The sequence below is a fragment of the Streptomyces sp. SL06 genome (assembly GCF_058244745.1).
In genome coordinates this window covers 3,446,259-3,471,808 of the sequence record NZ_JBSYOT010000002.1, presented here as the reverse complement: position 1 = coordinate 3,471,808, position 25,550 = coordinate 3,446,259, and the positions used below count along the sequence as shown (strand labels likewise).

At 69.3% G+C, this 25,550-nt stretch carries 18 protein-coding genes, 1 tRNA gene and 4 pseudogenes; 17 read left to right on the top strand and 6 right to left on the bottom strand.

Features of this window, described 5'->3' with window-relative positions:
- Window positions 1-7 precede the first annotated feature (7 nt).
- The gene (locus AC4IHM_RS15820; protein ID WP_490867674.1) at window positions 8-3,094 is read left to right on the top strand and encodes an AfsR/SARP family transcriptional regulator; all 3,087 of its coding nucleotides are present in this window, start codon (window positions 8-10) and stop codon (window positions 3,092-3,094) included.
- A 558-nt stretch (window positions 3,095-3,652) separates the two neighbouring features.
- Here the strand turns inward: AC4IHM_RS15820 and AC4IHM_RS15815 are convergent.
- Window positions 3,653-3,904, bottom strand: a pseudogene (locus AC4IHM_RS15815) (hypothetical protein); the annotation flags it as partial.
- Here AC4IHM_RS15815 and AC4IHM_RS15810 point away from each other — a divergent pair.
- The 4 genes and pseudogenes from AC4IHM_RS15810 (at window position 3,888) to AC4IHM_RS15795 (ending at window position 5,344) form a co-directional block, all read left to right on the top strand.
- Complete coding sequence (locus AC4IHM_RS15810; RefSeq protein ID WP_490867673.1) at window positions 3,888-4,070, top strand: hypothetical protein; 183 nt, start codon at window positions 3,888-3,890, stop codon at window positions 4,068-4,070. The pseudogene AC4IHM_RS15815 and the gene AC4IHM_RS15810 sit on opposite strands and share 17 nt — an antisense overlap.
- Window positions 4,067-4,398, top strand: a pseudogene (locus tag AC4IHM_RS15805) (DNA-binding protein). The gene AC4IHM_RS15810 and the pseudogene AC4IHM_RS15805 overlap by 4 nt, the downstream one beginning before the upstream one ends.
- A gap of 317 nt (window positions 4,399-4,715) precedes the next feature.
- The gene (locus AC4IHM_RS15800) at window positions 4,716-4,937 is read left to right on the top strand and encodes a type II toxin-antitoxin system VapB family antitoxin (RefSeq protein ID WP_490867672.1); all 222 of its coding nucleotides are present in this window, start codon (window positions 4,716-4,718) and stop codon (window positions 4,935-4,937) included.
- The gene (locus AC4IHM_RS15795) at window positions 4,934-5,344 is read left to right on the top strand and encodes a PIN domain-containing protein (protein ID WP_490867671.1); all 411 of its coding nucleotides are present in this window, start codon (window positions 4,934-4,936) and stop codon (window positions 5,342-5,344) included. Before AC4IHM_RS15800 ends, AC4IHM_RS15795 begins: the two co-directional genes overlap by 4 nt.
- A 555-nt stretch (window positions 5,345-5,899) precedes the next feature.
- On the opposite strand, the gene AC4IHM_RS15790 is transcribed toward AC4IHM_RS15795, so the two are convergent.
- Window positions 5,900-5,973: transfer RNA gene (locus AC4IHM_RS15790), tRNA-Gly, on the bottom strand.
- A 528-nt stretch (window positions 5,974-6,501) separates the two neighbouring features.
- Between AC4IHM_RS15790 and dcd the strand changes: the two genes are divergently transcribed.
- Both dcd and AC4IHM_RS15780 read left to right on the top strand, forming a co-directional pair.
- The gene (gene dcd / locus AC4IHM_RS15785; protein WP_490867670.1) at window positions 6,502-7,077 is read left to right on the top strand and encodes a dCTP deaminase; all 576 of its coding nucleotides are present in this window, start codon (window positions 6,502-6,504) and stop codon (window positions 7,075-7,077) included.
- Between the two features lie 28 nt (window positions 7,078-7,105).
- Window positions 7,106-7,603 carry a phosphoribosyltransferase gene (locus tag AC4IHM_RS15780; RefSeq protein ID WP_490867669.1) on the top strand — a complete coding sequence of 166 codons (498 nt, stop codon included), beginning with the start codon at window positions 7,106-7,108 and terminating at the stop codon, window positions 7,601-7,603.
- Between the two features lie 72 nt (window positions 7,604-7,675).
- Here the strand turns inward: AC4IHM_RS15780 and AC4IHM_RS15775 are convergent, their stop codons facing one another.
- Window positions 7,676-8,674, bottom strand: coding sequence for a Yip1 family protein (locus AC4IHM_RS15775; protein ID WP_490867668.1), 999 nt, complete (start codon window positions 8,672-8,674; stop codon window positions 7,676-7,678).
- Between the two features lie 260 nt (window positions 8,675-8,934).
- On the bottom strand, window positions 8,935-11,217 hold the full coding sequence (locus AC4IHM_RS15770; RefSeq protein ID WP_490867667.1) for a (Fe-S)-binding protein: 2,283 nt from the start codon (window positions 11,215-11,217) through the stop codon (window positions 8,935-8,937).
- A 247-nt stretch (window positions 11,218-11,464) separates the two neighbouring features.
- Between AC4IHM_RS15770 and AC4IHM_RS15765 the strand changes: the two are divergent.
- From AC4IHM_RS15765 to AC4IHM_RS15735, 7 genes and pseudogenes are all read left to right on the top strand, one after another.
- Window positions 11,465-12,608: pseudogene (locus AC4IHM_RS15765) on the top strand (MraY family glycosyltransferase).
- A gap of 95 nt (window positions 12,609-12,703) precedes the next feature.
- Window positions 12,704-14,552 (top strand): annotated as a pseudogene (dnaK, locus tag AC4IHM_RS15760) (molecular chaperone DnaK).
- Window positions 14,549-15,211, top strand: a complete 663-nt coding sequence (gene grpE / locus AC4IHM_RS15755) for a nucleotide exchange factor GrpE (RefSeq protein WP_490867666.1) — start codon at window positions 14,549-14,551, stop codon at window positions 15,209-15,211. Before dnaK ends, grpE begins: the two are co-directional and overlap by 4 nt.
- 42 nt (window positions 15,212-15,253) lie before the next feature.
- Window positions 15,254-16,450: a molecular chaperone DnaJ gene (gene dnaJ, locus AC4IHM_RS15750; RefSeq protein WP_490867665.1), complete on the top strand. Its 1,197-nt coding sequence runs from the start codon at window positions 15,254-15,256 to the stop codon at window positions 16,448-16,450.
- Between the two features lie 5 nt (window positions 16,451-16,455).
- Window positions 16,456-16,911, top strand: coding sequence for a heat shock protein transcriptional repressor HspR (locus tag AC4IHM_RS15745; protein ID WP_490867664.1), 456 nt, complete (start codon window positions 16,456-16,458; stop codon window positions 16,909-16,911).
- Window positions 16,912-17,084: 173 nt separating this feature from the next.
- A complete protein-coding gene (locus tag AC4IHM_RS15740; protein ID WP_490867663.1) occupies window positions 17,085-18,203 on the top strand; it encodes a sugar ABC transporter substrate-binding protein in 1,119 nt (372 codons plus the stop codon).
- 151 nt (window positions 18,204-18,354) lie between these two features.
- Window positions 18,355-19,398 carry a helix-turn-helix transcriptional regulator gene (locus tag AC4IHM_RS15735; RefSeq protein ID WP_490867662.1) on the top strand — a complete coding sequence of 348 codons (1,044 nt, stop codon included), beginning with the start codon at window positions 18,355-18,357 and terminating at the stop codon, window positions 19,396-19,398.
- 45 nt (window positions 19,399-19,443) lie between these two features.
- On the opposite strand, the gene AC4IHM_RS15730 is transcribed toward AC4IHM_RS15735, so the two are convergent.
- Window positions 19,444-20,481: a helix-turn-helix transcriptional regulator gene (locus AC4IHM_RS15730; protein ID WP_490867661.1), complete on the bottom strand. Its 1,038-nt coding sequence runs from the start codon at window positions 20,479-20,481 to the stop codon at window positions 19,444-19,446.
- Between the two features lie 297 nt (window positions 20,482-20,778).
- On the opposite strand from AC4IHM_RS15730, the gene AC4IHM_RS15725 reads away from it, so the two are divergent.
- Entirely contained in the window at window positions 20,779-21,114 is a 336-nt protein-coding gene (locus AC4IHM_RS15725) for a hypothetical protein (protein ID WP_490867660.1), read from the top strand.
- A gap of 338 nt (window positions 21,115-21,452) precedes the next feature.
- Entirely contained in the window at window positions 21,453-24,050 is a 2,598-nt protein-coding gene (gene clpB / locus AC4IHM_RS15720; protein ID WP_490867659.1) for an ATP-dependent chaperone ClpB, read from the top strand.
- A 72-nt stretch (window positions 24,051-24,122) separates the two neighbouring features.
- On the opposite strand, the gene AC4IHM_RS15715 is transcribed toward clpB, so the two are convergent.
- Window positions 24,123-24,650, bottom strand: coding sequence for a hypothetical protein (locus tag AC4IHM_RS15715; RefSeq protein WP_490867658.1), 528 nt, complete (start codon window positions 24,648-24,650; stop codon window positions 24,123-24,125).
- A gap of 139 nt (window positions 24,651-24,789) precedes the next feature.
- Between AC4IHM_RS15715 and AC4IHM_RS15710 the strand changes: the two genes are divergently transcribed.
- Window positions 24,790-25,326, top strand: a complete 537-nt coding sequence (locus AC4IHM_RS15710; protein WP_490867657.1) for a YbjN domain-containing protein — start codon at window positions 24,790-24,792, stop codon at window positions 25,324-25,326.
- The last annotated feature ends 224 nt before the right edge of the window (window positions 25,327-25,550 follow it).

The window sequence follows — 25,550 nt, the reverse complement described above, 5'->3', positions numbered from 1 at the left end:
GACGCTGGTGGAGTTCGAGATCAGGCTTTCGGGATCAGTGGAGATCCGAGCGGCCGGTCGCCGCAGTGATCTCGGTCCGACGAAGACGCGGCTGGCCTTCGCCGGTCTGGCCTGGGACGCGGGCCGCACCGTGAGCGTGGACACCCTGATCCACCGCATCTGGGACGATCACCCGCCCGGCAAGGCGAGGGAAGCGCTCTACACCCACGTCTCACGGATCCGCAGTGTCCTGCGGGCGGCCGGGAACGAGGCCCCCGCGATCGTCAGCCACACCAATTCGTACACCCTGGAGGTCGACCCGGACCGAGTGGACCTGCGGTGCTACACGGGCTGCGTCGAGCGGTCCCGTTCCCTGCGGGAGAGCGGGGACGAGGCGGCCGCCCTGCGGCTGCTGGACCGCGCGGACAGTCTCTGGCACGGTGAGCCGCTCGCCGGGATCACCGGAGCCTGGGCCGAGCACCTGCGCTCCACCGTCGCCGAGACCAGTCTCGCGGCGGCGATGACCAGGGCCGAAGTCCTCCTGCACGGCGGGAGGTTCACCGACGCGGTGCCCGTACTCCTGCCGTTGGCCGAGGCGCACCCGGTGGACGAGGCGCTGGCCGAACGACTGGCCGTCGCGCTGTACGGCAGCAACCGGACCGCGGAGGCGACCAGGCTGCTCCAGCGGACGCGGCAGCGGGTCGTCCGTGACATCGGGCTCGACGCCGGCCGCGGTCTGCACCGAGTCCACCAGGGTATCCTGGCGGGAGCGCCCGCGGCGGCCCTTCTCCCCGGCGCCGGGGGCGCGGAGAAGGCCGGGACCGCGGAGAAGCCGCCTCCGCCGGCGAAGCGTCACGTTCCGGACAATCTGCCACGCGACGTTCCGTGGGTCGGACGCCGCGACGAACTGCGCCGGCTCACCGCGGCGCTCCGCGAGGGTCCGGGGGCTTCGGACGTCGTGACTGTCGAGGCGATTCATGGTATGGGCGGCGTCGGCAAGACCAGCCTGGCCGTCCATCTGGCGCACCGCCTGCGCGACCGCTTCCCGGACGGGAACGTCTTCCTTCACCTGGGCGGGTGTTCCGCCGACCGGCCCCCGCCGGCGCCGGCCCGTGCGCTCACCGAACTCCTGCGCCTGCTCGGCATGCCCACCAAGGAGATTCCGCGCGAACTGGAGGAACTGACCGCGCTGTGGCGGTCGATGGCACGTGACCGCCGGATGCTGGTGATCCTCGACGACGCGGCCTCCTCCCAGCAGATCCGTCCTCTGCTGCCGGGTGCCTCCCCGACGGTCGTCGTCGTGACCAGCCGCCGACGGCTTCCGGGGCTGCCGGGAGTGCGGCCGGTGTCCCTGGACGTGCTGCCTCCCGATGACGCGGCGGTGCTCTTCGCCCAGCGGCTCGGGACGGAGCGCGAGGCCGACCCCTCGGACGTGGCGGAGATCGTCCGGTACTGCGGGCGCCTCCCGCTGGCCGTCGACATCGCCGCGAGCCGGTTGCTCACCCGCGCCTCGTGGACCACGTCCGACCTTCTGCGCCAACTGCGCGGCAGCGGTGGCCGGCTGGCCCAACTGCGGGATCTCGACCGAACGCTGATGCGCGTCTTCGCGGTCTCGTACGACGCTCTCAACACCGAGCAGCAGTTGGTCTTCCGGCGTATCGGGCTTCACCCGGGGGTGGAGTTCGCGTCGCGGGCGATCGCCGCGCTCACCGGATTGTCACTGGATATGACAGAAAATGTCCTAGAAGAACTCCTGGCGCATCACTTGGTGTCCGAGCCTGTGCCGCACCGGTTCACTATCCATGATCTCTTACGGGACTACGCGCGCTCCCTGGTCGAGGCGGGTGACGCCGATTCCGAGAGCGACGCACGACAGGCCGTACAGAATCTTGTGGATCACTACATCCAGGTGGCGGACCGGGCGGACCGGCTGGCCTATCCCTTCCGGTCGCGTACGGATCTCGAACTCGGCGAATCAGTCCCGCCACCGTGTCCGGAAATCGTCGACGCGCAGTCTGCCGAAGGGTGGCTGATCACCGAGTCGGCCAATCTCCTGGCCATTCTGAACTGGCTTGTCAGCCATGGAACAGAACACCAACTCGCCCTGTACGTCCATGTGTTGGCTGGTTTCTTGGACATGGAAGGGCACCTGGCAGCGGCCGAACCGCTGCTGCGGCGCGCCGCGGAGCACTGGAACGCCGCTGGTGACAGGGCTGCCAGGGCGAGATCCCTGCTCGACCTCTGCGCGGTGTACACCCATGGTGCTCAGTACGACGAGGCGATCTCGGCCGCGCGTGAGGCATGTGACGTTGCACGTTCTCTGGGGGACCGGGAACTGGAGAGCGAGAGCGTGCATCAGCTTTCGATCTCCCTGTGGCAGACAGGTCAGTACGCGCTGGCCAGATCGCTCCAGGAAGAGCAGCTAAATTCCCTACTGCAAACCTCTGATGTTCTGGGCATAGCGCGTTGCAGGAACCTGCTCGGGATAATCCATCTCCACTTGGCAGACAAGCAAAAAGCATTGGCGTTCTTCACTTCCGCTCTCGCCGACTTCACCGAAATAGGGGATGACCGCGGAAGGTATAGCACGCTCAACAACATTGCTGAGATCCATAGGAAGACGGAACGCCTGGAGGCGGCCGAAACGGCCTACCGAGAGGCAATGGCCGTGGCGGATCGGATGGGAAATCCCAGAGACAAGGCAATGCTCCAACTGAATCTCGCTTCAGTGATGGACGCGCTAGGCAGGACCGGTGAAGCCCTTGCTCTTATGGGCGCCGTGCTGCCGGCCGTGCAAGGGGTCGCGGACCGGCGGGCGGAGGCCATCGCGCTCACCCGGATCGGCCGGGCGCACCGGGCGGCCGGCCGACTTGAGGAGGCACTTCGCCACCATGTAAAGGCACTTCAGGTGGCACGTGCCATTCACGCGGCGGGCGAAGAGACCGATGTGCTTTACGATCTGGCCCAGGCCGAGCGTGATGCGGGACATACGAGTCGGGCCGTAGCCCACCTCGAGGAGTGCCTGGCGCTCGCCCGGCGTACGGGGGCCGCCGCCGAGGAGGCCCGTGCCGCGGGTTTGCTTGCCGACCTCCAGGGTGAAGTCACCGCTCAGTAAATATTGAGCGGCGGGTCTTGACCGCGGGGATTCCTACGTCAAACCAGACCGGAGTCCGTCACTGCTGCCTCGATGAGCGTCGTCCGCCGTCGAGGCGGTATTGTTTTCCCTGCGAGGAGCCGGACCACCGACCCTGCTCGGAGACCGGCCTCGCCATGCTCGAGGCGTCGAGCAGCCCTCTGTGGAAGAACGAAAGGGACGTAACTCCGTGAAGTCCTTGTACGTGGCCATACTTTCATGCATTGCGTATGCAATCAGCAATGGCCCCGGTTTGCCCCCCTTGAGCGGGTGAACGACCCGGCTGCCCGGTACCGGGCAGCCCCCCTCGGGGGGCGTACGAGGCGGACGGGCTCGCCATGTGCTACCCCTGGTCCGGCACGTCGAACCGTACGAACGGACCACTCTGAAGGCCGCAGTCGACCGAGTTGCGGACCCCTCCGTCCCCCGGCCTCCAGGCCCTCCGCCTGGTGTCGCCATCGCGTCAGTGACGCGCGGAGGCAGGGGGCCTGACCGCCAACTCGGTCGCCACCACCGCGAGATGACTCGCCAGGGACGGCTTCAGGCCAGTACCCCCGCGGTGCGACCGGTTCGGACCTGGCCGAGGTCGATCTCCGCCGCGAAGGGGGCGGTGATCTTCATGACGCCGGTGAACACGTCCCCTTCGCGGTAGGTCCTCGTCGCGGGGTCGAGCAGGTATGCGTACACCAGCGGCAGTCCCGTCGCGGCCTGCTCGATCCGCCAGCAGAAACCGATCCCGGCCCTGGCGTACTGGTCGACCTTCACGATCCGGTCCGTGGTCTCCGATCCCGGCGGCAGTCATGACATGCCTCCCGGACGGCAAATCGAGTGCGACAACCTGGACGAGCTGATCGCGGACTTCGACGAGGTGCACGGACCGGCCGACCCCGAAGCCGTGGCGGCCAAACGCGCCCGGCTGACCGGTGGTGGCGCGTCGAACGCTGGGACGACGGCGTGAGCGGTGCGTTGGTCCTGGACAGCGGGTCCTGGCAAAGGCCGTACAGCGCGATCGGGAAATCCACGAGTGGCTGACGGCGGCTCGCGACACGGACCTGCCAGGGATCACCTCGGCCGCCGTACTGGCCGAGGTGATCCACCCGAAGATCAACGACGTCGCCGCTTTGCTGCGTGCGGCGGGGCTGCACGGCCACAAGTACGCCATCGACGCCATGCTCTGCGTGACCGCATGGCAGCATCCCGGCCCGGTGACGATCCTGACTTCGGACGTGGAAGCCATCGGGCTGCTCACTGCCGGGCATCCACGCCTGAGCGCGGAGAAGGTCTGAGCCGGCATTCTGTAGCGCTTCGTCAGCCTGTATCGCTTCATCGGCACGATGACCGCACCCCTGGTCTCGGCCGGAAAAGGACCCAAGTCGATGACCTGGGCCTCATTCGCAGGGCACGCCATGGGCACGGACGTGACCAGCAGCCGGGTCACAGCGACGCGCGACGCCTACGCCGATCGGACCGCATAGTCTCTCGGGCTGATCTGGAGTGTCCGTCGCGACTGCGCATGCCGGGATCCGGCACTCGGGCGTGGACCAGTGAATGTTGGTGGCGTATTCTTCTATGTACATCACCAACATTGCGTAGGAGGTGCCGCATGTCCGTGACGCAGATCGACATCGATGACGATGCCCTGGAGCGCGCCATGACTCTGTCCAAGGTCAGGACCAAGAAGGAGGCGGTCAATCTCGCTCTGCACTTCTACGCCGAGCAGCAGGAGCGAGCGGCACGGATCAGCCGACACTTCGAGCGTGCGCGTGAGTGGGGTGCCGTCGAGGACGCCGAGCGTCTGCACCGGGCGGAGAAGAACAACCGGTGATCTACCTGCTCGACACGTCCGGCCTGGTCCGGCTGCTCCGCCATCCCAAGCTGCAACTGGCCTGGTACGACGCAATCGACGCCGGGGCTGTTGCGTCCTGCTACGCGCAGCGCGCCGAATTCCTCTACAGCGCCCGGAACAGGCGCGAGTACGACGAGATCGCGGAGATGTTCACTGACCTATACCCTGATGTGTCGGTGCCGAAAAACGCGGGGCGCTGGGTCAGCGCGGTGCAACACCGGATGGCCCAGGCTGGGGAGCATCGCAGTGCCTCGGCAGTGGATCTCATCATCGCCGCCACTGCTGCTCACCATGGCCTGGCAGTCCTCCACGACGATGCCGACTACCGCGCCGTCGCCCGTCATGCGTCCGACCTGAGCGAGCACAACGTCCACGACATCGCCTGAGGCGTCGGCGCCGCCCGACAGGTTGTGGCCCTCACCCTCACGCGCGAGGACGATCTGCTGTGGCGCGGGGGCGGATCAGGTCGGCCGCAAGGTCTGCTGCCGAGCACGATCGTGGCGAGTGCCCCGGCATGGGCCTGCGGATCGGTCTCGTCCAGGTCCCGCAGGATGTGGACTGCTTCGTCGGCGGGAGCCAGTGCCTCTGACGCCCTGTCCAGATGTACGGCCAGGCAGTTTCCGACGTTGTCCTGGAGGCCGGAAGGAAGGCGGAGGCGGGGCATCGAGAGCTGCGGCAAACTGACGGACGGCCTCGGAGAAGAGAGGCGCTGGGTCCGCACGATCAGCGTCCCCGTTTCGAATCTGTGGCTTTCGACGCCCGGACATGCCTTGCCCATACGGTCAGGTGCGACATTCAGGAACGCGACTGCTTTGCGAGGTCTGGTCCTCGTGGACAACAGACGGCCGCGCCGCTTGTGCGAAGGACTTCTGGTGCGGTCTTTTTCGCTCACCGGTCAAGACAAAAAAGAACCCCCGGGTCTCTGACCTGGGGGTTGCACATGGAGCGGGTGACGAGAATCGAACTCGCGCTCTCAGCTTGGGAAGCTGATGTTCTACCATTAAACTACACCCGCGTAAGACGCCGACCACGGTCGGTGCCTGGACGCTCGATCACTCTACCCCATCGCTGGCCCCCGGTGTTCTCGCCGTGGGGCCGGTGGTTGTTTCGGCGGGGTGACGCGGCTGCGGGGGCTCGGAGTTGAGGCGTACGGTGGGGGCGTCGAAGAGGGTGTGTGCGAGGGCGGAGTGCCGCCTGGAGAGTCGTCTCTTTCATCCCGTACTGTGGCTTTTGTCGTCAGGGTAGTAAGCCAGACGCGGCTCTTGGGGAAGGGACTTGAAGGACTTGATGGAGCGCACCGTCGTCCGCTGTGCCGATGGGCACGTGTTCACCGCCACCTCGTTCCCGATGCAGCAGGCCGAGCGCCTCGGCCCCGGTCGGCTCGTCCGATGTCCGCGGTGTGCGCGGCTGCGGAGTGCCGTACCGGTGGGTCTGCTGAAGCGGTAGCGGGACGGCCCTCGGGCAGGGAGACCCGGCAGGACCGGGGTGCGCGCGGGGCGGCGGCGGTTGTCGTCGCCCCGCGCGCCTTGCGTATCCTCGGTGCGTGCTTCTCTCAGACAAGGACATCCGGGCCGAGATCGACGCCGGTCGGGTCCGCATCGATCCCTTCGACGACTCCATGGTGCAGCCGTCGAGTATCGACGTGCGCCTCGACCGCTACTTCCGGGTGTTCGAGAATCACCGGTACCCGCACATCGACCCCTCTGTCGAGCAGGTGGATCTGACCCGGCTCGTGGAGCCGGATGGGGACGAGCCGTTCATCCTGCACCCCGGCGAATTCGTGCTGGCCAGCACGTACGAGGTCGTCTCGCTGCCCGACGACCTCGCCTCGCGGCTGGAGGGCAAGAGTTCGCTCGGGCGGCTCGGGCTCGTCACGCACTCCACCGCAGGGTTCATCGACCCCGGGTTCTCCGGGCACGTGACCCTTGAGCTGAGCAACCTCGCGACCCTTCCCATCAAGCTCTGGCCCGGGATGAAGATCGGGCAGCTGTGCATGTTCCGGCTCACCTCGCCGGCCGAGCACCCCTACGGGAGCGAGCGGTACGGGTCGCGGTACCAGGGGCAGCGGGGGCCGACGGCCTCGCGCTCCTTCCTCAACTTCCATCGGACCCAGGTATGAGCGGCGAGAGTGCAGGCGGGACGCGCGCATGAGTGATGTTCGGGAGAACCTGACCTACGAGCAGTTCGGCGTCGCCGTGCGCGAGCTGGCGCAGGCCGTCGCCGACGACGGGTACGAGCCGGACATAGTGCTCTCCATCGCCCGCGGCGGCGTCTTCGTCGCCGGCGGGCTGGCCTACGCACTCGACTGCAAGAACATCCATCTCGTGAACGTCGAGTTCTACACGGGCGTCGGCACCACGCTCGACATGCCCGTCATGCTCGCGCCCGTGCCGAACGTCATCGACTTCTCCCGGAAGAAGGTCCTCATCACCGACGACGTCGCCGACACCGGCAAGACGCTCAAACTGGTGCGGGACTTCTGCCTGGACACGGTCGCCGAGGTCCGCAGCGCGGTGATCTACGAGAAGACCCACTCGCTCGTCCAGTGCGAGTACGTGTGGAAGCGGACCGACGAGTGGATCAACTTCCCCTGGAGCGTGCAGGCCCCGGTCGTGCGCCGGGACGGGCAGGTGCTGGACGCCTGAGTCCCCGGGCGCGGTGACCGAAGGGCCCCCGGCGCATGCCGGGGGCCCTTGGCGTATCGCGTCCGGCGCGTACTAGAACGTGCCGAGCTTCACGATCGACAGCAGTGCGATCAGCTGGATTGCCGACGCGCCGAGCGCCTTCGGCCAGGGCAGGTCGTGGGAGCGGCTGACCATCAGGGTGAGCAGCGCGCCGGCCGCGACCCAGGTGGCCCAGCCCAGGATCCGGACGAAGGACGCGTCGCCGCCGGCGAACATCGCGACGACCAGGCGGGGCGCGTCGGTGATCGACATGATCAGCATGGAGAGGCCGACCGTGGGCTGCCAGGCGCCGTCGCCGCCGAGCTGGCGGGCCAGGGTGTGGGTGACCACGCCCAGCACGAAGGCGCTCAGCACCATCGCGATCGCCGTGATGAGGACGATCGGGACCGCGTTCGACAGCGTGGCGTTGATCGCCTCCTCGCGGGCGCCGTCGAAGCCGAAGACGGCCAGCAGGCCGTAGAGGAAGGTCACGATGAGCGCCGGGGCCCACATCGTGTAGTCCCGCATCTGGAGGAAGGTCTGGTTGGGCGTGAGGACGATGCCCTTCAGCAGGTCCTTCCAGTGCAGGCGGGGGCCGATCGGGCCGGGCGGCGCGGAGCCGGCGCGGTAGGTGCCGCCCTGGTTGTAGGGGTCGTCGCCGACGGTGAACGCCTGCGTGTGCCCCGGGCTGTTGGCCGCGTACGGGTCGTGCGGGCCGGGCCGGCCGCCCGGGTGGCCGCCGTCGCCGAAGTACTCCGGCTCCCCGTGCCCGCCGCCGTGCGCCTGCGGCCACGGGGAGCCGCCGGGGCCGGGTCCGCCACCCCCGTACGGCTGTTGCGGGTACGGCTGCTGAGGCGCGGCGGGGCCGCCGTACGACGGTCCCTGGGGCGCCTGCTGTCCGTACGGAGGGTGTTGCGGTCGCGTGTGAGGAGCGCCGTTGTCCCGGCCGCGTCCGATCCTGAATCCAGCCACGCCTTCGAACGTACCTGGTCCCGGAGAGTGACGTACGGGGCCCGGCCAATCGGGGCGGCCTTTGCGGCCGAGCTGTGACATCCCCTACGGGTGACCCCGAGGGGTTCCGCCGACGGCTCCCGCGGCCACCGGGCATCGGGCCGCCGTGCCCCCCGGGGGCCGGAAACTCCGACCTCGGGAACGTCACCGGCGGCCGGGGCCCCACCCGTCGCCGGCCGTCGGCACCCGCGTCCCGCCGGCCGCCGGGGACGGCACCGCGACCGTCCCCGGGCCGTGGGCCATTCGTGCGGCCCGGGAAGGCGCGCGGCCGGCAGCCGCCGGAGAAACACCGAGAACCGCCGCTACTTCACCGGCTCCGGTGTCGGCTCGCTCTCCGCCTCGGTCTCGCCGGCCGGGTCGGCCGGGGTCCTGACGGAGTCCAGCAGGAGCTGGGCGACGTCGACGACCTGGATCGACTCCTTGGCCTTGCCGTCGTTCTTCCTGCCGTTCACGGAGTCCGTGAGCATCACGAGGCAGAACGGGCAGGCGGTGGAGACGATGTCCGGGTTCACCGAGAGGGCCTCGTCGACGCGCTCGTTGTTGACGCGCTTGCCGATCCGCTCCTCCATCCACATCCGCGCGCCGCCGGCGCCGCAGCAGAAGCCGCGTTCCTTGTGGCGGTGCATCTCCTCGTTGCGGATGCCCGGTACGGCGGCGATGATCTCGCGCGGGGGCGTGTAGATCTTGTTGTGCCGGCCCAGGTAGCAGGGGTCGTGGTACGTGATGATGCCCTCGACCGGCGTCACCGGGGTGAGCCTGCCCTCGTCCACCAGGTGCTGGAGCAGCTGGGTGTGGTGGACGACCTCGTAGTCGCCGCCGAGCTGCGGGTACTCGTTGCCGAGGGTGTTGAGGCAGTGCGGGCAGGTGGCGACGATCTTCTTGGCCGACTTCGGCTTCCTGGACTCGTCGGTGACCTTGCCGTCGTCGTCCATCTCCTCGCCGAAGGCGGCGTTGAGGGACATGACGTTCTCCATGCCGAGTTCCTGGAAGAGGGGCTCGTTGCCCAGCCGGCGCGCCGAGTCGCCCGTGCACTTCTCGTCGCCGCCCATGACGGCGAACTTGACGCCCGCGATGTGGAGCAGCTCGGCGAAGGCCTTGGTGGTCTTCTTGGCGCGGTCCTCCAGGGCGCCGGCGCAGCCGACCCAGTACAGGTACTCGACCTCGGTCAGGTCCTCGATGTCCTTGCCGACGACCGGTACCTCGAAGTCCAGCTCCTTGAGCCATTCGAGGCGCTGCTTCTTGGCCAGGCCCCAGGGGTTGCCCTTCTTCTCCAGGTTCTTGAGCATCGTGCCCGCCTCGGAGGGGAACGACGACTCGATCATCACCTGGTAGCGGCGCATGTCGACGATGTGGTCGACGTGCTCGATGTCGACCGGGCACTGCTCGACGCAGGCGCCGCACGTGGTGCAGGACCACAGGACGTTGGGGTCGATGACGCCGTTCTCCTCGGCGGTGCCGATCAGCGGGCGCTCGGCCTCCGCGAGGGCGGCGGCGGGCACGTCCCTCAGCTGCTCCTCGCTCGCCCTCTCCTCGCCCTCCATCGTCCTGCCGCCGCCGGCCAGCAGGTAGGGGGCCTTGGCGTGCGCGTGGTCGCGCAGGGACATGATCAGGAGCTTGGGGGAGAGCGGCTTGCCCGTGTTCCAGGCCGGGCACTGCGACTGGCAGCGGCCGCACTCGGTGCAGGTGGAGAAGTCCAGCAGGCCCTTCCAGGAGAACTGCTCGACCTGGGAGACGCCGAAGACGTCGTCCTCGCCGGGGTCGGTGAAGTCGATCGGCTCGCCGCCCGAGGTCATCGGCTGGAGCGCGCCGAGGGCGGTGCCGCCCCGCGCGTCGCGCTTGAACCAGATGTTGGGGAAGGCGAGGAAGCGGTGCCAGGCGACGCCCATGTTGGTGTTGAGCGAGACCACGATCATCCAGACGAACGAGGTCCCGATCTTGATCATGGCGACCAGGTAGACCAGGTTCTGCAGCGCGGCGACGCTCAGCGACTTGAAGGCGAGGACGAGCGGGTACGAGGCGAAGTACGCCGCCTCGTAGTGGTCCACGTGGTGCAGGGCGCCCTCCAGGCCGCGCAGCACGTAGATCGCCAGGCCGATGGTGAGGATGACGTACTCGACGAAGTACGCCTGGCCCGTCTTGGAGCCCGCGAAGCGGGACTTGCGGCTCGGGCGCGAGGGCAGGTTCAGCAGCCGGATCGCCATGAGCACGGCGATGCCGAGCACGGTCATCACGCCGATGAACTCGATGTACATCTCGAAGGGCAGGAATTCGCCGATGACCGGCAGCACCCAGTCGGCCCGGAAGAGCTGGCCGAACGCCTGGGCGAGGGTCGGCGGCAGCGTCAGGAAGCCGACGGCGACGAACCAGTGCGCGACGCCGACGATGCCCCACCGGTTCATCCGGGTGTGGCCGAGGAACTCCTTCACCAGCGTCACACTGCGCTGGTAGGGGTTGTCCGTGCGGGTACCGGCGGGTACGGGCTGGCCCAGTTTGAAGTACCGGACGAATTGGCCGATGGCGCGCGCGAGCAGCGCGACACCGATCACGGTCAGCACCAGCGACACGATGATCGCGGCGAGTTGCATGAGGGCTCCTCGGGCCTGCGAGGCAATTCTGCAGCGGTTCAGCTGAGGTGATGCCGGACATTACTAAGCGGTAACTTACCCAGTCCGTCCGAGACTACCCGTATCTCCTGTCGCACTGTAGCCAGGGCAGCGGTGATCTGTGTCGCTGAGGCAAGCCTGACCGGCGGCCCCCTTCGCGGGCCCGGCGCCACGCCGGACCGGAGGCGACATTCCTCGCACATCATGATATTCGGCTTACTTTGGGCCCGTGCTCTACGGGATCGCTGCCGCCACCGCCTCATTCCTTCTCACCGCCCTGTTCGCCGCGCTGCTGAGGGCGCCCGCCCTGTGCCTGTCCCTCGTCGACCGCCGACGGCGGCGGCCCGTTCCGCTGCTCGGCGGCGTGGCCGTCGTCCTCGTCACCGGGCTGGTCGCCTGGGCCGGGCACTGGTCCGGCGTCGTGCCGCTCGGCCCGGGGGCCGGCCGGCTGCTCGTGGCCGCGACCGCCGTCGGCGCGCTCGGTCTGGCCGCCGACGTTCTGGCGGCTGCGGCGACGCTGGCTGGTCGCCGGTACGGCCGTGGCGGCGGCCTGCGTGGTGCCGTACGGCGAGACCGGGCCGGTGGCCGGGGCGCTCGCCGTGGGCTGGATCGCGCTCCTCGCCGCCGCCTTCCTGGGGCTCGACCACGCCGACGGGGTGGCCGGCACGGTGGGCGTCGTGACCGCCTTCGGCGTCGGTGCCTGCGCGGCGGCGGAGCTGATGGACGGGCTCGCGGTGCTGCTGCTCGCGCTGGCTGCCGCGCTGGCCGGGTTCCTGCTGCACAACTGGCATCCCGCGCGGATCGCGCTCGGCGCGTGCGGCGCGCTCTTCGCGGGCTTCCTGCTCACCGGGGCGGCCGTCCTCACCCGGGCGGGGCAGGGCTTCGCCGGCGGGGCGGGGGTGCTGTTCGCGCTGACCGCCGTGGCGAGTGCCGACGCCGTCCTCGTGCTCCTCTCGCGCCGCCCGGCCCGCCGGCCCCTCTCGCGCGGCGGGCCCGACCATCTCGCGCACCGGCTGCGGCGGCTCGGGCTCACCGCGCGGGGCGCCGTGGTGGTGCTCGGCGGCGCCTGCCTGGGCGCGGTGCTCGTGGGTGTGCTCGTGCACACCGGCCGGGTGGGGCAGCCGGCGGTGCTGTGGGTGGCGGGCGCGGCGGTCGCCGGGGTGCTGGGGCTGTCGCGGGTACGGGTCCACGGGCCCCGGCGGGCGGCGGCGCACGCGCCCGGCCGCCTGCCCCGGAAGGAGTCGCGGGAGCCCGCCGGGGTAGCCGGACACCCGGACGGCGCCTCCTCCGGAGGGACGATTTTTCCGGTTCGCCAGACCCGAGGCCCAGAGAATGCGCAGGTCAGCGCGTCATTGCGTGTAAGGAACGGATAAAGGTTGAGCCTGCCCGACTCACCTCTGTTGACCCGGCGATCGGCGTCGTGCACACTTGAGCCTGTTCCACTCAAGTCAGCTGGAGGTTATTCACCATGGCACGTGCGGTCGGCATCGACCTGGGCACGACTAACTCCGTCGTCAGCGTTCTGGAGGGCGGCGAGCCCACCGTCATCACCAACGCCGAGGGCGCCAGGACCACGCCGTCCGTCGTCGCCTTCGCCAAGAACGGCGAGGTGCTGGTCGGCGAGGTGGCCAAGCGTCAGGCGGTCACGAACGTCGACAGGACCATCCGGTCGGTCAAGCGCCACATGGGCACCGACTGGCGGGTCAACCTGGACGGCAAGGACTTCAACCCGCAGCAGATCAGCGCCTTCGTGCTGCAGAAGCTGAAGCGGGACGCCGAGTCCTACCTGGGCGAGAAGGTGACCGACGCGGTCATCACCGTCCCGGCGTACTTCAACGACGCCGAGCGCCAGGCCACCAAGGAGGCCGGTGAGATCGCGGGCCTCAACGTCCTGCGCATCGTCAACGAGCCGACCGCCGCCGCGCTGGCGTACGGCCTCGACAAGGACGAGCAGGTCATCCTGGTCTTCGACCTCGGTGGCGGTACGTTCGACGTTCTCGCTGCTGGAGATCGGCGACGGCGTCGTCGAGGTGAAGGCCACCAACGGCGACAACAACCTCGGTGGCGACGACTGGGACCAGCGCGTCGTCGACTACCTGGTCAAGCAGTTCCAGTCCGGCCACGGCGTGGACCTCGGCAAGGACAAGATGGCCCTCCAGCGCCTGCGTGAGGCCGCGGAGAAGGCCAAGATCGAGCTGTCCTCGTCCACCGAGACCTCGATCAACCTCCCCTACATCACCGCGTCCGCCGAGGGCCCGCTGCACCTGGACGAGAAGCTCACCCGGGCCCAGTTCCAGCAGCTGACCGCCGACCTGCTGGAGCGCTGCAAGACGCCGTTCCACAACGTCATCAAGGACGCGGGCATCCAGCTCAGCGAGATCGACCACGTCGTTCTCGTCGGTGGCTCCACCCGTATGCCCGCCGTCGCCCAACTCGTCAAGGAGATGACCGGCGGCAAGGAGGCCAACAAGGGCGTCAACCCGGACGAGGTCGTCTCGATCGGTGCCGCTCTGCAGGCCGGCGTCCTCAAGGGCGAGGTCAAGGACGTCCTGCTGCTCGACGTCACCCCGCTGTCCCTGGGCATCGAGACCAAGGGCGGCATCATGACCAAGCTGATCGAGCGGAACACGACGATCCCGACGAAGCGTTCGGAGATCTTCACCACCGCCGAGGACAACCAGCCCTCCGTGCAGATCCAGGTCTACCAGGGCGAGCGCGAGATCGCGGCGTACAACAAGAAGCTCGGGATGTTCGAGCTGACCGGCCTGCCGCCGGCGCCGCGCGGCGTCCCGCAGATCGAGGTCTCCTTCGACATCGACGCCAACGGCATCATGCACGTGACCGCGAAGGACCTGGGCACGGGCAAGGAGCAGAAGATGACCGTCACCGGCGGCTCCTCGCTGCCGAAGGACGAGGTCGACCGGATGCGCCAGGAGGCCGAGAAGTACGCGGAGGAGGACCACGCCCGCCGCGAGGCCGCCGAGTCCCGCAACCAGGGCGAGCAACTCGTCTACCAGACGGAGAAGTTCCTCGCGGACAACGCCGACAAGGTGCCGGGCGAGATCAAGACCGAGGTCGAGGGTGCCGTCGCCGAGCTGAAGGAGAAGCTCAAGGGCGAGGACACCGCCGAGATCCGCACGGCCACCGAGAAGGTCGCCGCCGTCTCGCAGAAGCTGGGCCAGGCCATGTACGCCGACGCCCAGGGCGCGCAGGCCGCGGGCGGTGAGGCCCCGGGTGCCGGCGGTGACAAGGCCGCCGACGACGATGTCGTCGACGCCGAGATCGTGGACGACGAGCGCAAGGACGGTGCGGCGTGACCGAGGAGACCCCGGGCTTCGACGAGAAGCCCGACGTCCCCTCTGGCGCCACCCCTGACGCCGCCGAACCGCAGGCCGCCCCCCACGAAGGGGCGGCCCCGGCCGGGGACGCGAACGAGAACGCGGGCCTGGTGGCCCAGCTGGACCAGGTACGCACGGCGCTCGGCGAGCGCACCGCGGACCTCCAGCGGCTCCAGGCCGAATACCAGAACTACCGCCGCCGCGTGGAGCGGGACCGGGTCGCGGTCAAGGAGGTCGCCATCGCGAACCTCCTGTCCGAACTGCTGCCCGTGCTCGACGACGTGGGCCGCGCCCGGGAACACGGCGAACTCGTCGGCGGCTTCAAGTCCGTCGCGGAGTCGCTGGAGGCCACCGTGGCCAAGCTGGGCCTCCAGCAGTTCGGCAAGGAGGGCGAGCCCTTCGACCCGACGATCCACGAGGCCCTGATGCACTCCTACGCGCCGGATGTCACCGAGACGACGTGCGTGGCGATTCTGCAGCCCGGGTACCGGTTCGGCGAGCGCACCATCCGCCCCGCGCGGGTGGCCGTGGCCGAGCCGCAGCCGGGCGCGCAGACCGTCAAGCCGGCCGAGGAGAACACCGAGGCACCGGCCGACTCCGCGGAGAACAAGGAGAGCGGTGGCCCGGAGGAGGGCTGAGGTCGTCAAGGACACGAACGCAGGAGAGGAGGGACGTCGGGGATGAGCACCAAGGACTTCATCGAGAAGGACTACTACAAGGTCCTCGGCGTCCCCAAGGACGCCACCGAGGCCGAGATCAAGAAGGCGTACCGGAAGCTCGCACGCGAGTACCACCCGGACGCCAACAAGGGGAACGCCAAGGCGGAGGAGCGCTTCAAGGAGGTCTCCGAGGCCAACGACATCCTCGGTGACCCCAAGAAGCGCAAGGAGTACGACGAGGCCCGCGCCCTCTTCGGAGGCGGGGGCTACCGCCCGGGTCCGGGCGCGGGAGCCGGCGGCACCTTCAACTTCGACCTGGGCGACCTCTTCGGAGGCGGCCCCCAGGGCGGGGGCCAGGGGCAGGCCGGCGGTTTCGGCGGCGGGCTCGGCGACGTGTTCGGGGGCCTGTTCAACCGCACCGGCGGCGGTCCCGGCACCGGCACGCGCACCCAGCCGCGGCGCGGCCAGGACATCGAGTCCGAGGTCACCCTGAGCTTCACGGAGGCCATCGAGGGCGCGACGGTCCCGCTGCGGATGTCCTCCCAGGCGCCCTGCAAGGCCTGTTCCGGCACCGGCGACAAGAACGGCACGCCGCGCGTGTGCCCGACCTGCGTCGGCACCGGCCAGGTCGCCCGGGGCTCGGGCGGTGGCTTCTCGCTCACCGACCCGTGCCCGGACTGCAAGGGCCGCGGTCTGATCGCCGAGGACCCCTGCGAGGTCTGCAAGGGCTCCGGACGCGCCAAGTCCTCCCGGACGATGCAGGTCCGCATCCCGGCCGGGGTGTCGGACGGGCAGCGCATCCGGCTGCGCGGCAAGGGCACACCGGGCGAGCGGGGCGGCCCGGCGGGCGATCTGTACGTGGTCGTGCACGTCAAGGAACACCCCGTCTTCGGCCGCAAGGGCGACAACCTCACCGTCACCGTCCCGGTCACCTACGTCGAGGCGGCCCTCGGCGGCGAGGTCCGGGTCCCGACCCTGGGCGGCCCGCCCGTCACGCTGAAGCTGCCGGCCGGCACGCCCAACGGCCGCACCATGCGCGCCCGGGGCAAGGGCGCGGTCCGCAAGGACGGCACCCGGGGCGACCTTCTGGTCACCGTCGAGGTGAGTGTTCCGAAGGACCTGACGGGGAAGGCTCGTGACGCACTGGAGGCGTATCGCGAGGCGACCGCGGACGAGGACCCGCGGGCGGAGTTGTTCCAGGCCGCGAAGGGAGCTTGATGGGGATGGACGGTCGTCGACGCAATCCGTATGAACTGACCGAGGACACCCCGGTCTACGTCATCTCGGTGGCGGCCCAGCTCTCCGGTCTGCATCCGCAGACCCTGCGCCAGTACGACCGCCTCGGCCTGGTCTCCCCGGACCGCACGGCCGGCCGCGGCCGGCGCTACTCGGCCCGCGACATCGAACTGCTCCGCCAGGTGCAGCAGTTGTCGCAGGACGAGGGCATCAATCTGGCCGGAATCAAGCGGATCATCGAACTGGAGAACCAGGTCGCGGCCCTCCAGGCGCGCATGGCCGAGTTGCAGGACGCCCTTGAGGGCGCGGCGACGGCGATGCGTCAGCGCGAGGCGGCGGTGCACGCCTCGTACCGCCGTGACCTGGTCCCTTACCAGGAAGTCCAGCAGACGAGCGCCCTGGTGGTGTGGCGCCCCAAGCGGCACGGACAGTCCACGGACTGACGGGCGCGCACGGGGAGAAGAGCGACGACAGGCCAGGAGGTTCGACCGAACCTCCTGGCCTGATCACAACGGTGCTGTCTCATTGGTCCGGTACTTCTTGACGATTTCGTGAAGAAGGCGTTGGCTTCCTTCACCTGAGTCCCGCAAGACTCGTGTGTCGGAAGGTAAGCGCAGTGAGCAGTCGAGCCCGTCGTACCGCCATGACCGTGGCCGCGTCCATGCTGACCTTCTCGCTGGCCTCCTGCGGTGCGCTGGGCGCTTCGGAGAGCGGCGACGACCCGAGCCCGACCAAGGGCGACGACCTCACCGTCGGGCTGCTGCTCCCCGAGAAGGAGAACACGCGCTACGAGCAGTTCGACTACCCCATCTTCAAGGCCAAGGTCGGCGACCTCACGCGCGACCAGGGCAATGTCAAGTACGCCAACGCCGAGGCCAGCGCCGCCAAGCAGGCCGAGCAGATGCAGCAGATGATCGACGACCGGGTCGACGTGATCGTCCTGGACGCGGTCGACTCGTCGGCCATCGCGGACAGCGTGCAGAAGGCGAAGGACGCCGCGATCCCCGTCATCGCCTACGACCGGCTGGCCGAGGGCCCGATCGACGCCTACATCTCCTTCGACAACGAACTGGTCGGCGAGGTCCAGGGCCGCTCCCTCGTCGAGGCGCTCGGTGACGGCGCGGACGACTCCGCCAAGATCGTCATGATGAACGGCTCGCCCACCGACCCGAACGCCAAGCAGTTCAAGACGGGCGCGCTGTCCGAGCTGAACGGCAAGGTGACCATCGCGCAGTCCTTCGACACCAAGGACTGGAAGCCGGAGAACGCCGAGGCGAACATGGCCGAGGCGATCTCGAAGATCGGCAAGGGCGACATCGCGGGCGTCTACTCCGCCAACGACGGCATGGCCGGCGGCATCATCAAGGCCCTGGAGGCGGCGGGCGTCACCGACCTGCCGCCGATCACGGGCCAGGACGCGGAACTCGCGGCGGTGCAGCGGATCGTGGCCGGCGAGCAGTACATGAGCGTGTACAAGTCCTACCCGCAGGAGGCCGAGAACGCCGCGGAGATGGCCGTGGCACGGGTCCAGGGCCGGGACATCCAGTTCGACGCGCTCGCCCGCGACAAGGTCGACAGCCCCACCCACAAGGGCATCCCCGCACAGCTCGTGCCCGTCGTCGCGCTGACCAAGGCCAACCTCGACGAGACCGTCGTCGCCGAGGGCTTCTACAAGGTCAGCGACATCTGCACCGCCAAGTACGCGGCGGCCTGCGCGAAGATCGGGCTGAAGTAGGCCTCTCGCGGTCCCGGGCCGGCCGCCCGGACATACCCGTCGTAACCCCTTCTTACCGGCTGCCGCTCCGGGCGGAGCCGTGTTGCGGACCCGGTCCCGGCCGCGCATAGTTGCGCTGCGGAAAGAGCCGGAACCGGGGGTGGGATGGGCGATGGCCGGGCACAGGGCTCAGGAGCATCCACACGGTGCCGACCGGCTGTGCGCCGCCGGGGACCGCGTGTACTCCAGGGCCGTACGGCGCGGCCGGGTGCCGCGCCGTGACGCGGAGCCGGTGCCCTGTCTGCTGGAGCTGGCCCTGCTGCATCCCGACCCCGACGACATGGACTGGCTCGTGCCGACCTCCCCGCAGGAGGTCATGACGCGGCTGCTGCGCGGGGTCCACGACGAGGTGAGCGCGAGCCAGCGGCGGGTGGGCTCGGCGGTGGAGGCCTTCGAGTGGTACGCGGGCCTGGGCCGGCAGATCCAGGCCTCGGCGGCGACGGAGGGCACGGCGATCCGGGTCCTGGACGGACTCTCCCGCATCCAGGCCGCGATGGACGAGGCGACGCAGGCGTGCACGTCGGAGGTGCTCACCGTGCAGCCCGGCGGCATCCGGCGCGAGCACGAGCTGTCGGAGGGGCTGCACCGGGCGCTGGCGCTGCGCGGGCGCGGGGTGCGGATGCGGGACCTGTACACGCACGTGGCCCGGCACGGCCAGGGCCTGCTCAACTACCTCGAACTGATGGGCGACGCGGTGGAGGCCCGTACTCTCGACGAGGTCATCGACCGGCTCATCCTCTTCGACCGCACGGTGGCCTTCATCCCCGCCAACACCGACCGCACGATGGCACTGGAACTGCGCCACCCCGCGCTGATCTCCTACCTGGTCACGGTCTTCGAACGCCTGTGGCGGCTGGCGATCCCCCTGACCGCGCCGCTGCCCGACACCGGCATCGAGGGCATCTCCCACCGCGAGCAGTCCATCGCGGCGCTGCTGGCGGAGGGACACCAGGACGCGGTGATCGCGGAGCGGCTCGGCATCAGCGTCCGTACGGCGCGGGCGCACATCGCCCGCCTCTCCGAGACCCTGGGCGCGGCCAGCCGGACCCAACTGGGCGTGCGCATAGCCCAGGCCGGCCTGGACGGCTCCCCCCGGAGTGCGGCACCGGCCGCCCCCGTCGGGGTTCCGCGGCCGGAATCCCCGACCGCCCGATGAGGCACCGCGGTTGAACCCGCACGGGAGCGGAGGGCGAGCCCCGTCTCATGGCCGGCCGTCCCCTCCCAGGCTCTGGTGGTCCTGCTCCAGGATTCCCGACTGCGCTATGAGGTAGCCGAGTTGGGCGCGGCTGCCGCTGCCGAGGACGGTGGCCAGCTTGGCGATGTGGGCGCGGCAGGTGCGTACGTTCATGCCCAGGCGCCGGGCGATGGCCTCGTCGACGTGGCCCTCCACCAGGAGTTTGGCGATGGAGTGCTGGATGTCGGTGATGCCGTCGGGGGCCGTCTCGTAGGGGGCGCCGGCGCTCAGCGGGACGGCGCGGCCCCACATGAACTCGAACACCTTGGTCAGATAGCTGACGAGGCCCGGGTGACGGATCTCCAGGGCCACCTGACGGTCGTCGCGGACGGGGATGAAGGCGACCGTGTCGTCGCAGATGATGAGGCGTTCGACCAGTTCGTCGATGGTCCGGTACTCCGCCTTCCCGTTGGAGAACCGGTCCACGTAGGCCAGCCGTTCGGCGCTGTAGCGGGCCGTGTGCTGGTACAGCGTCCGGATGCGCACCCCGCGCTCGGTCAGCGTCTTGTCGCGCTCCAGGCCCTCGACGAGCCGCCGCTCCGGATGGCGGGCGCTGGGCTGGACGGTCAGCACCTCGTTCTTGCACTGGTTCGTGGCCAGGTCGAGGGCGGAGTTGATGCGGTCGAGCCCTTCGAGGACGGTGATCGAATGGATCGGCGCCGCACCCTGCGCGCTGAGGGTCATGAACGGCTCGAAGGCCTCCGCCAGTTCGATCGAGGTCCGTCTGCGGTCCGCGATCTCCCGTTCGATGGGATTGAGCCGCTGCGCCAGCGCGGTCGACGGGGGGACCGGGCGCAGCCAGTTGGCGTCGTCGGGGTCGGGATGCAGGAGGGCGAGATCCATCAGGCACGGGGCCTCGGCCGCGTCCGCGCGGGCGATACGTCCAGTGCGCAGTGCGTTCGCGTAGAGACGCCCTCCCTCCTCGCAGAGTTCAGTAATCCCATGGGGATGTGCCTTATTGGTCCGATTTGTAGTCAAATCTCCACCCCCCAGGGTCCTGAACATGCAGGAACATGATGCACCGATCGTGTGGCCATGACGTGCCTGAATGAGCCATCGTCTTATCCGACGGGGGAAGAGGGGACCTTCAAGTGAGGACGAAGCCGACTATGTCTAAGAGAATGCTTCGCTCGGTGCTTGTCGCCGCCTTCTCTGCCGTTGTGGCCTTCGGAGCACTGAATGGCCTCGTTACTGCGCAGGGCGACGAGCGAGCGAACGGTGTCGAGTCAGTGACGGAGGTGTCCGCCGCGTCCGCCGGTCAGGACACGGCGTCCACCACGGATGACACGGTGTGGTCGTGACATGACTACTCCACCCGACGACCGCTCCTTCCGGCGGGAGATGGCCACCGCCTACCGTTCCGGCTGGCACTTCATCGACCTGGTCACCGCGATCCCCCACCCCGGTGACTCGCTGATGGTGACCGTCTTCGGTGAGCCGGTCGTCGTCACGCTGGACGAGGACGGCGACGTACGGGCGTACCGGTGTCTGCGGCGGCCTCGGGGGGCGCCGCAGCCCGTGCGGTGTGCCATCCGGTACGGAATGATTTTTGTGAACCTGGATCAGAGGGACCACCGGCTCGCGCAGCCGGAGGTCTCCGAAGTGAGGACCATCTCGGCCACCCCCCGCAGTGCCTGACGCGATTCCCCCGTCGTAACAGATCGCTCAGGTGCTTCCCCCCGGCAGCGGCGTCACCGTGACCTGAACACGGTGACGCCGCTGTCGTTTGCGTGGACATTTCGGGGTATCGCCCTGTTCTCAGCCTGTCCGAAAAGGCCCTCGCGCCGTGCGGGGACGACCGCGCGGCAGGACCCTGGTGCCACCCGCCCCGGAATCCGTGCCGTTTCTCCCTTGAGTGGAATAGACTCAACTTTGTGGACGTTGACTGAGTCAGCATCGCCAGCGATGTCAGCACCTTCAGGACTGGGAGACACGGCCGGACCGACGACGGCCGACGCGAGGAGGAGAGCCAGAACGTGGACGCCGAGCTGACCAACCGGAGCCGGGACGCGATCAACGCGGCCAGCAACCGGGCCGTGACCGAGGGAAACGCCGACCTCACCCCCGCCCACCTGCTCCTTGCCCTGCTCCAGGGGCAGGACAACGAGAACATCACTGACCTGCTCGCCGCCGTCGAGGCCGATCTGGCCGCCGTGCGCTCCGGCGTCGAGCGCATCATCTCCGGGCTGCCCAGCGTGACCGGGTCCACCGTCGCGCCCCCGCAGCCCAACCGTGAAATGCTCGCCGTGGTCGCCGACGCCCAGGCCCGCGCCAAGGAACTCGGGGACGAGTACCTCTCCACCGAGCACCTGCTCCTCGGCATCGCCGCGAAGGGCGGCGCGGCCGGAGAGGTACTGGAGGGGCAGGGTGCCAGTGCGAAGAAGTTGCAGGAGGCCTTCCGCAGGGCGAGGGGAGGGCGCCGGGTGACCACCGCCGACCCCGAGGGCCAGTACAAGGCACTGGAGAAGTTCGGCACCGACCTCACCGCCGCCGCCCGGGACGGGAAGCTCGACCCCGTCATCGGGCGGGACCAGGAGATCCGGCGCGTCGTGCAGGTGCTCAGCCGCCGTACGAAGAACAACCCCGTCCTCATCGGCGAGCCCGGCGTCGGCAAGACCGCCGTCGTCGAGGGGCTCGCCCAGCGGATCCTCAAGGGCGACGTGCCCGAGTCGCTGAAGGACAAGCGGCTGGTCTCGCTCGACCTGGGCGCCATGGTCGCCGGGGCGAAGTACCGCGGTGAGTTCGAGGAGCGGCTGAAGACCGTCCTCGCCGAGATCAAGGACTCCGACGGGCAGATCATCACCTTCATCGACGAGCTGCACACCGTCGTGGGGGCGGGCGCCGGCGGCGACTCCGCCATGGACGCCGGGAACATGCTCAAGCCGATGCTCGCGCGCGGCGAGCTGCGGATGGTCGGTGCCACCACCCTGGACGAGTACCGCGAGCGGATCGAGAAGGACCCCGCCCTGGAGCGGCGCTTCCAGCAGGTGCTGGTCGCCGAGCCGACCGTCGAGGACTCGATCGCGATCCTGCGCGGGCTCAAGGGGCGCTACGAGGCCCACCACAAGGTCCAGATCGCCGACAGCGCGCTGGTGGCCGCGGCGAGCCTGTCCGACCGGTACATCACCTCCCGCTTCCTGCCCGACAAGGCCATCGACCTCGTCGACGAGGCCGCCTCGCGGCTGCGCATGGAGATCGACTCGTCCCCCGTCGAGATCGACGAACTCCAGCGCGCCGTCGACCGGTTGAAGATGGAGGAGCTGGCGATCGGCAAGGAGACCGACGCCGCGTCCCGGGAGCGCCTGGAGCGGCTGCGCCGCGACCTCGCCGACAAGGAGGAGGAGCTGCGCGGCCTCAACGCCCGCTGGGAGAAGGAGAAGCAGTCCCTCAACCGGGTCGGTGAGCTGAAGGAGAGGCTCGACGAACTGCGCGGGCAGGCCGAACGCGCCCAGCGCGACGGCGACTTCGACACCGCCTCCAAGCTGCTCTACGGCGAGATCCCCACCCTGGAACGCGACCTGGAGGCCGCCTCCGAGGCCGAGGAGGAGGTCGCCCGGGACACCATGGTCAAGGAGGAGGTCGGCGCCGACGACATCGCGGACGTCGTCGCCTCCTGGACCGGCATCCCCGCCGGACGCCTCCTTGAGGGCGAGACGCAGAAGCTGCTGCGCATGGAGGACGAGCTGGGCAAGCGGCTCATCGGGCAGGGCGAGGCGGTACGGGCCGTGTCCGACGCCGTGCGCCGCAGCCGCGCCGGGATCGCCGACCCCGACCGGCCCACCGGATCCTTCCTCTTCCTGGGCCCGACCGGCGTCGGCAAGACCGAGCTGGCCAAGGCGCTCGCCGACTTCCTCTTCGACGACGAGCGGGCCATGGTCCGCATCGACATGTCGGAGTACAGCGAGAAGCACAGCGTGGCCCGGCTGGTGGGCGCCCCGCCCGGATACGTCGGGTACGAGGAGGGCGGCCAGCTCACCGAGTCCGTGCGGCGGCGGCCGTACACCGTCGTGCTGCTCGACGAGGTGGAGAAGGCGCACCCCGAGGTCTTCGACATCCTGCTCCAGGTGCTCGACGACGGCCGCCTCACCGACGGGCAGGGCCGCACCGTCGACTTCCGCAACACCATCCTGGTCCTCACCTCCAACCTGGGCAGCCAGTACCTGGTCGACCCGACGACCGGCGAGACGGAGAAGAAGCAGCAGGTCCTTGAGGTGGTCAGGTCCTCCTTCAAGCCGGAGTTCCTCAACCGGCTCGACGACCTCGTGGTCTTCTCGGCCCTGAACAAGGAGGAACTGGGCCGGATCGCCCGCCTCCAGATCAACGCCCTGGCCCGGCGGCTCGCCGAACGACGCCTCACCCTGGAGGTCACCGACGAGGCCCTGACCTGGCTGGCGGAGGAGGGCAACGACCCGGCCTACGGCGCCCGCCCGCTGCGCCGCCTGGTCCAGACCGCGATCGGCGACCGGCTCGCCCGGGAGATCCTCTCCGGCGAGGTCAAGGACGGCGACACGGTCCGCGTGGACCGCTTCGGCGACGCGCTGATCGTGGGACCGGCGAGCGGCAAGACGCTCTAGCACTCGCTCTTGCCGCGGTACGCCGCGCGGCCCGTCACCCCCGGTGGGTGGCGGGCCGCCGCGCGTCACGGGTCACAGGGTGAACGACGCGAACCGCACCAGCGCCGTCCCGGCGTCCTCGTAGACCACCCGTATCTGCACCACATGGGCCTCCACACCGTCCGGCAGACCCTCGTCGTAGTCCAGATCCAGACACAGATCGGCATCGTCCACGCACGCCTGCGTCCTGGGCGCGGGGGCGTCCGGATAGGTGTGCGCCACCCAGTCCTGGACACCCGTGCGCGGCATGCGGAAGGCGGCGCCGTAGTGCGTGTCGAGGAAGGCCTGGTATGTGCACGGCCCGACCGGACGCGCGCCGTCCGGGAGCGCGGCACCGCCGAAGGCCAGCGCCTCGGAGCAGGGCACGCGCGTGGGCGCCCGGCTGCCGGCGCCGTCGTCGTCCCACTCGGACAGGAGGAAGCCCACGAAGACGACGAGGAGTGGGATCAGGACCAGCGCGGGCAGCGCCACGAGCGCCGCGAACCGCCACCACCTGGTCCGCCCCCGGGGCACCTCGTCGCCGCCCCCGGAACCCGCCGCCGTGCGCCGTGACCGCCTCATGAGCCCGCCTCCGTCCGCCAGTGCGTCCACTCGACCGGCCGGATCATGTCAGCCAAGGGCTGACAGGCTACCGGCGGGCTTGCCACGCCCCTCCCCGCATGGGGGAGGATGGCCAGATCCGTACGAAGGGAAATTCACGGTGAGCATCGACCCGTCCTCGATTCCGAACTTCGGGGGCAAGCAGCCCGAGCCGCAGCCCCAAGGACCGGCGGGCCCCGTCGTCCCGGATCAGGATCTTGTGAAGCAGCTCCTCGAACAGATGGAGCTGAAGTATGTCGTCGACGACGAGGGCGACCTCGCGGCGCCGTGGGAGCAGTTCCGTACGTACTTCATGTTCCGCGGCGAGGGTGACCAGCAGGTCTTCTCGGTGCGGACGTTCTACGACCGGCCCCACCAGATCGACGACAAGCCGCAGCTGCTGGAGTCGATCGACGACTGGAACCGGCGCACCCTGTGGCCGAAGGTGTACTCCCACACCCACGACGACGGCACGGTCCGCCTGATCGGCGAGGCGCAGATGCTGATCGGCATGGGCGTCAGCCTGGAGCACTTCGTCTCCTCGACGGTCAGCTGGGTGCGGGCCGCGATCGAGTTCGACCGGTGGCTCGTGGAGCAGCTCGGTCTGGAGCAGGAGGTCAACGAGTCGGAGAAGCCGACGGACGAGGACGGCGAGTAGTCGCCGCCCCCGCGGCAGCAGGCGGCAGTACACAGGAGAGCCCGGCCCCCGGCGTCGCGGGGAGCCGGGCTCCGCCGTCTCCGGCGCAGGAAGCTCCGCCGGACGGTCGAGAGGGGGCTCATCCCCGCAGGCGCGGGGAGCGGGCTTTGTGAGGTGGGCTTTTGTCAAGGGGTGGGGTCTTGTTGAGCAAGGATGAGGGAAACGGACATATCCGCCATAGTCAA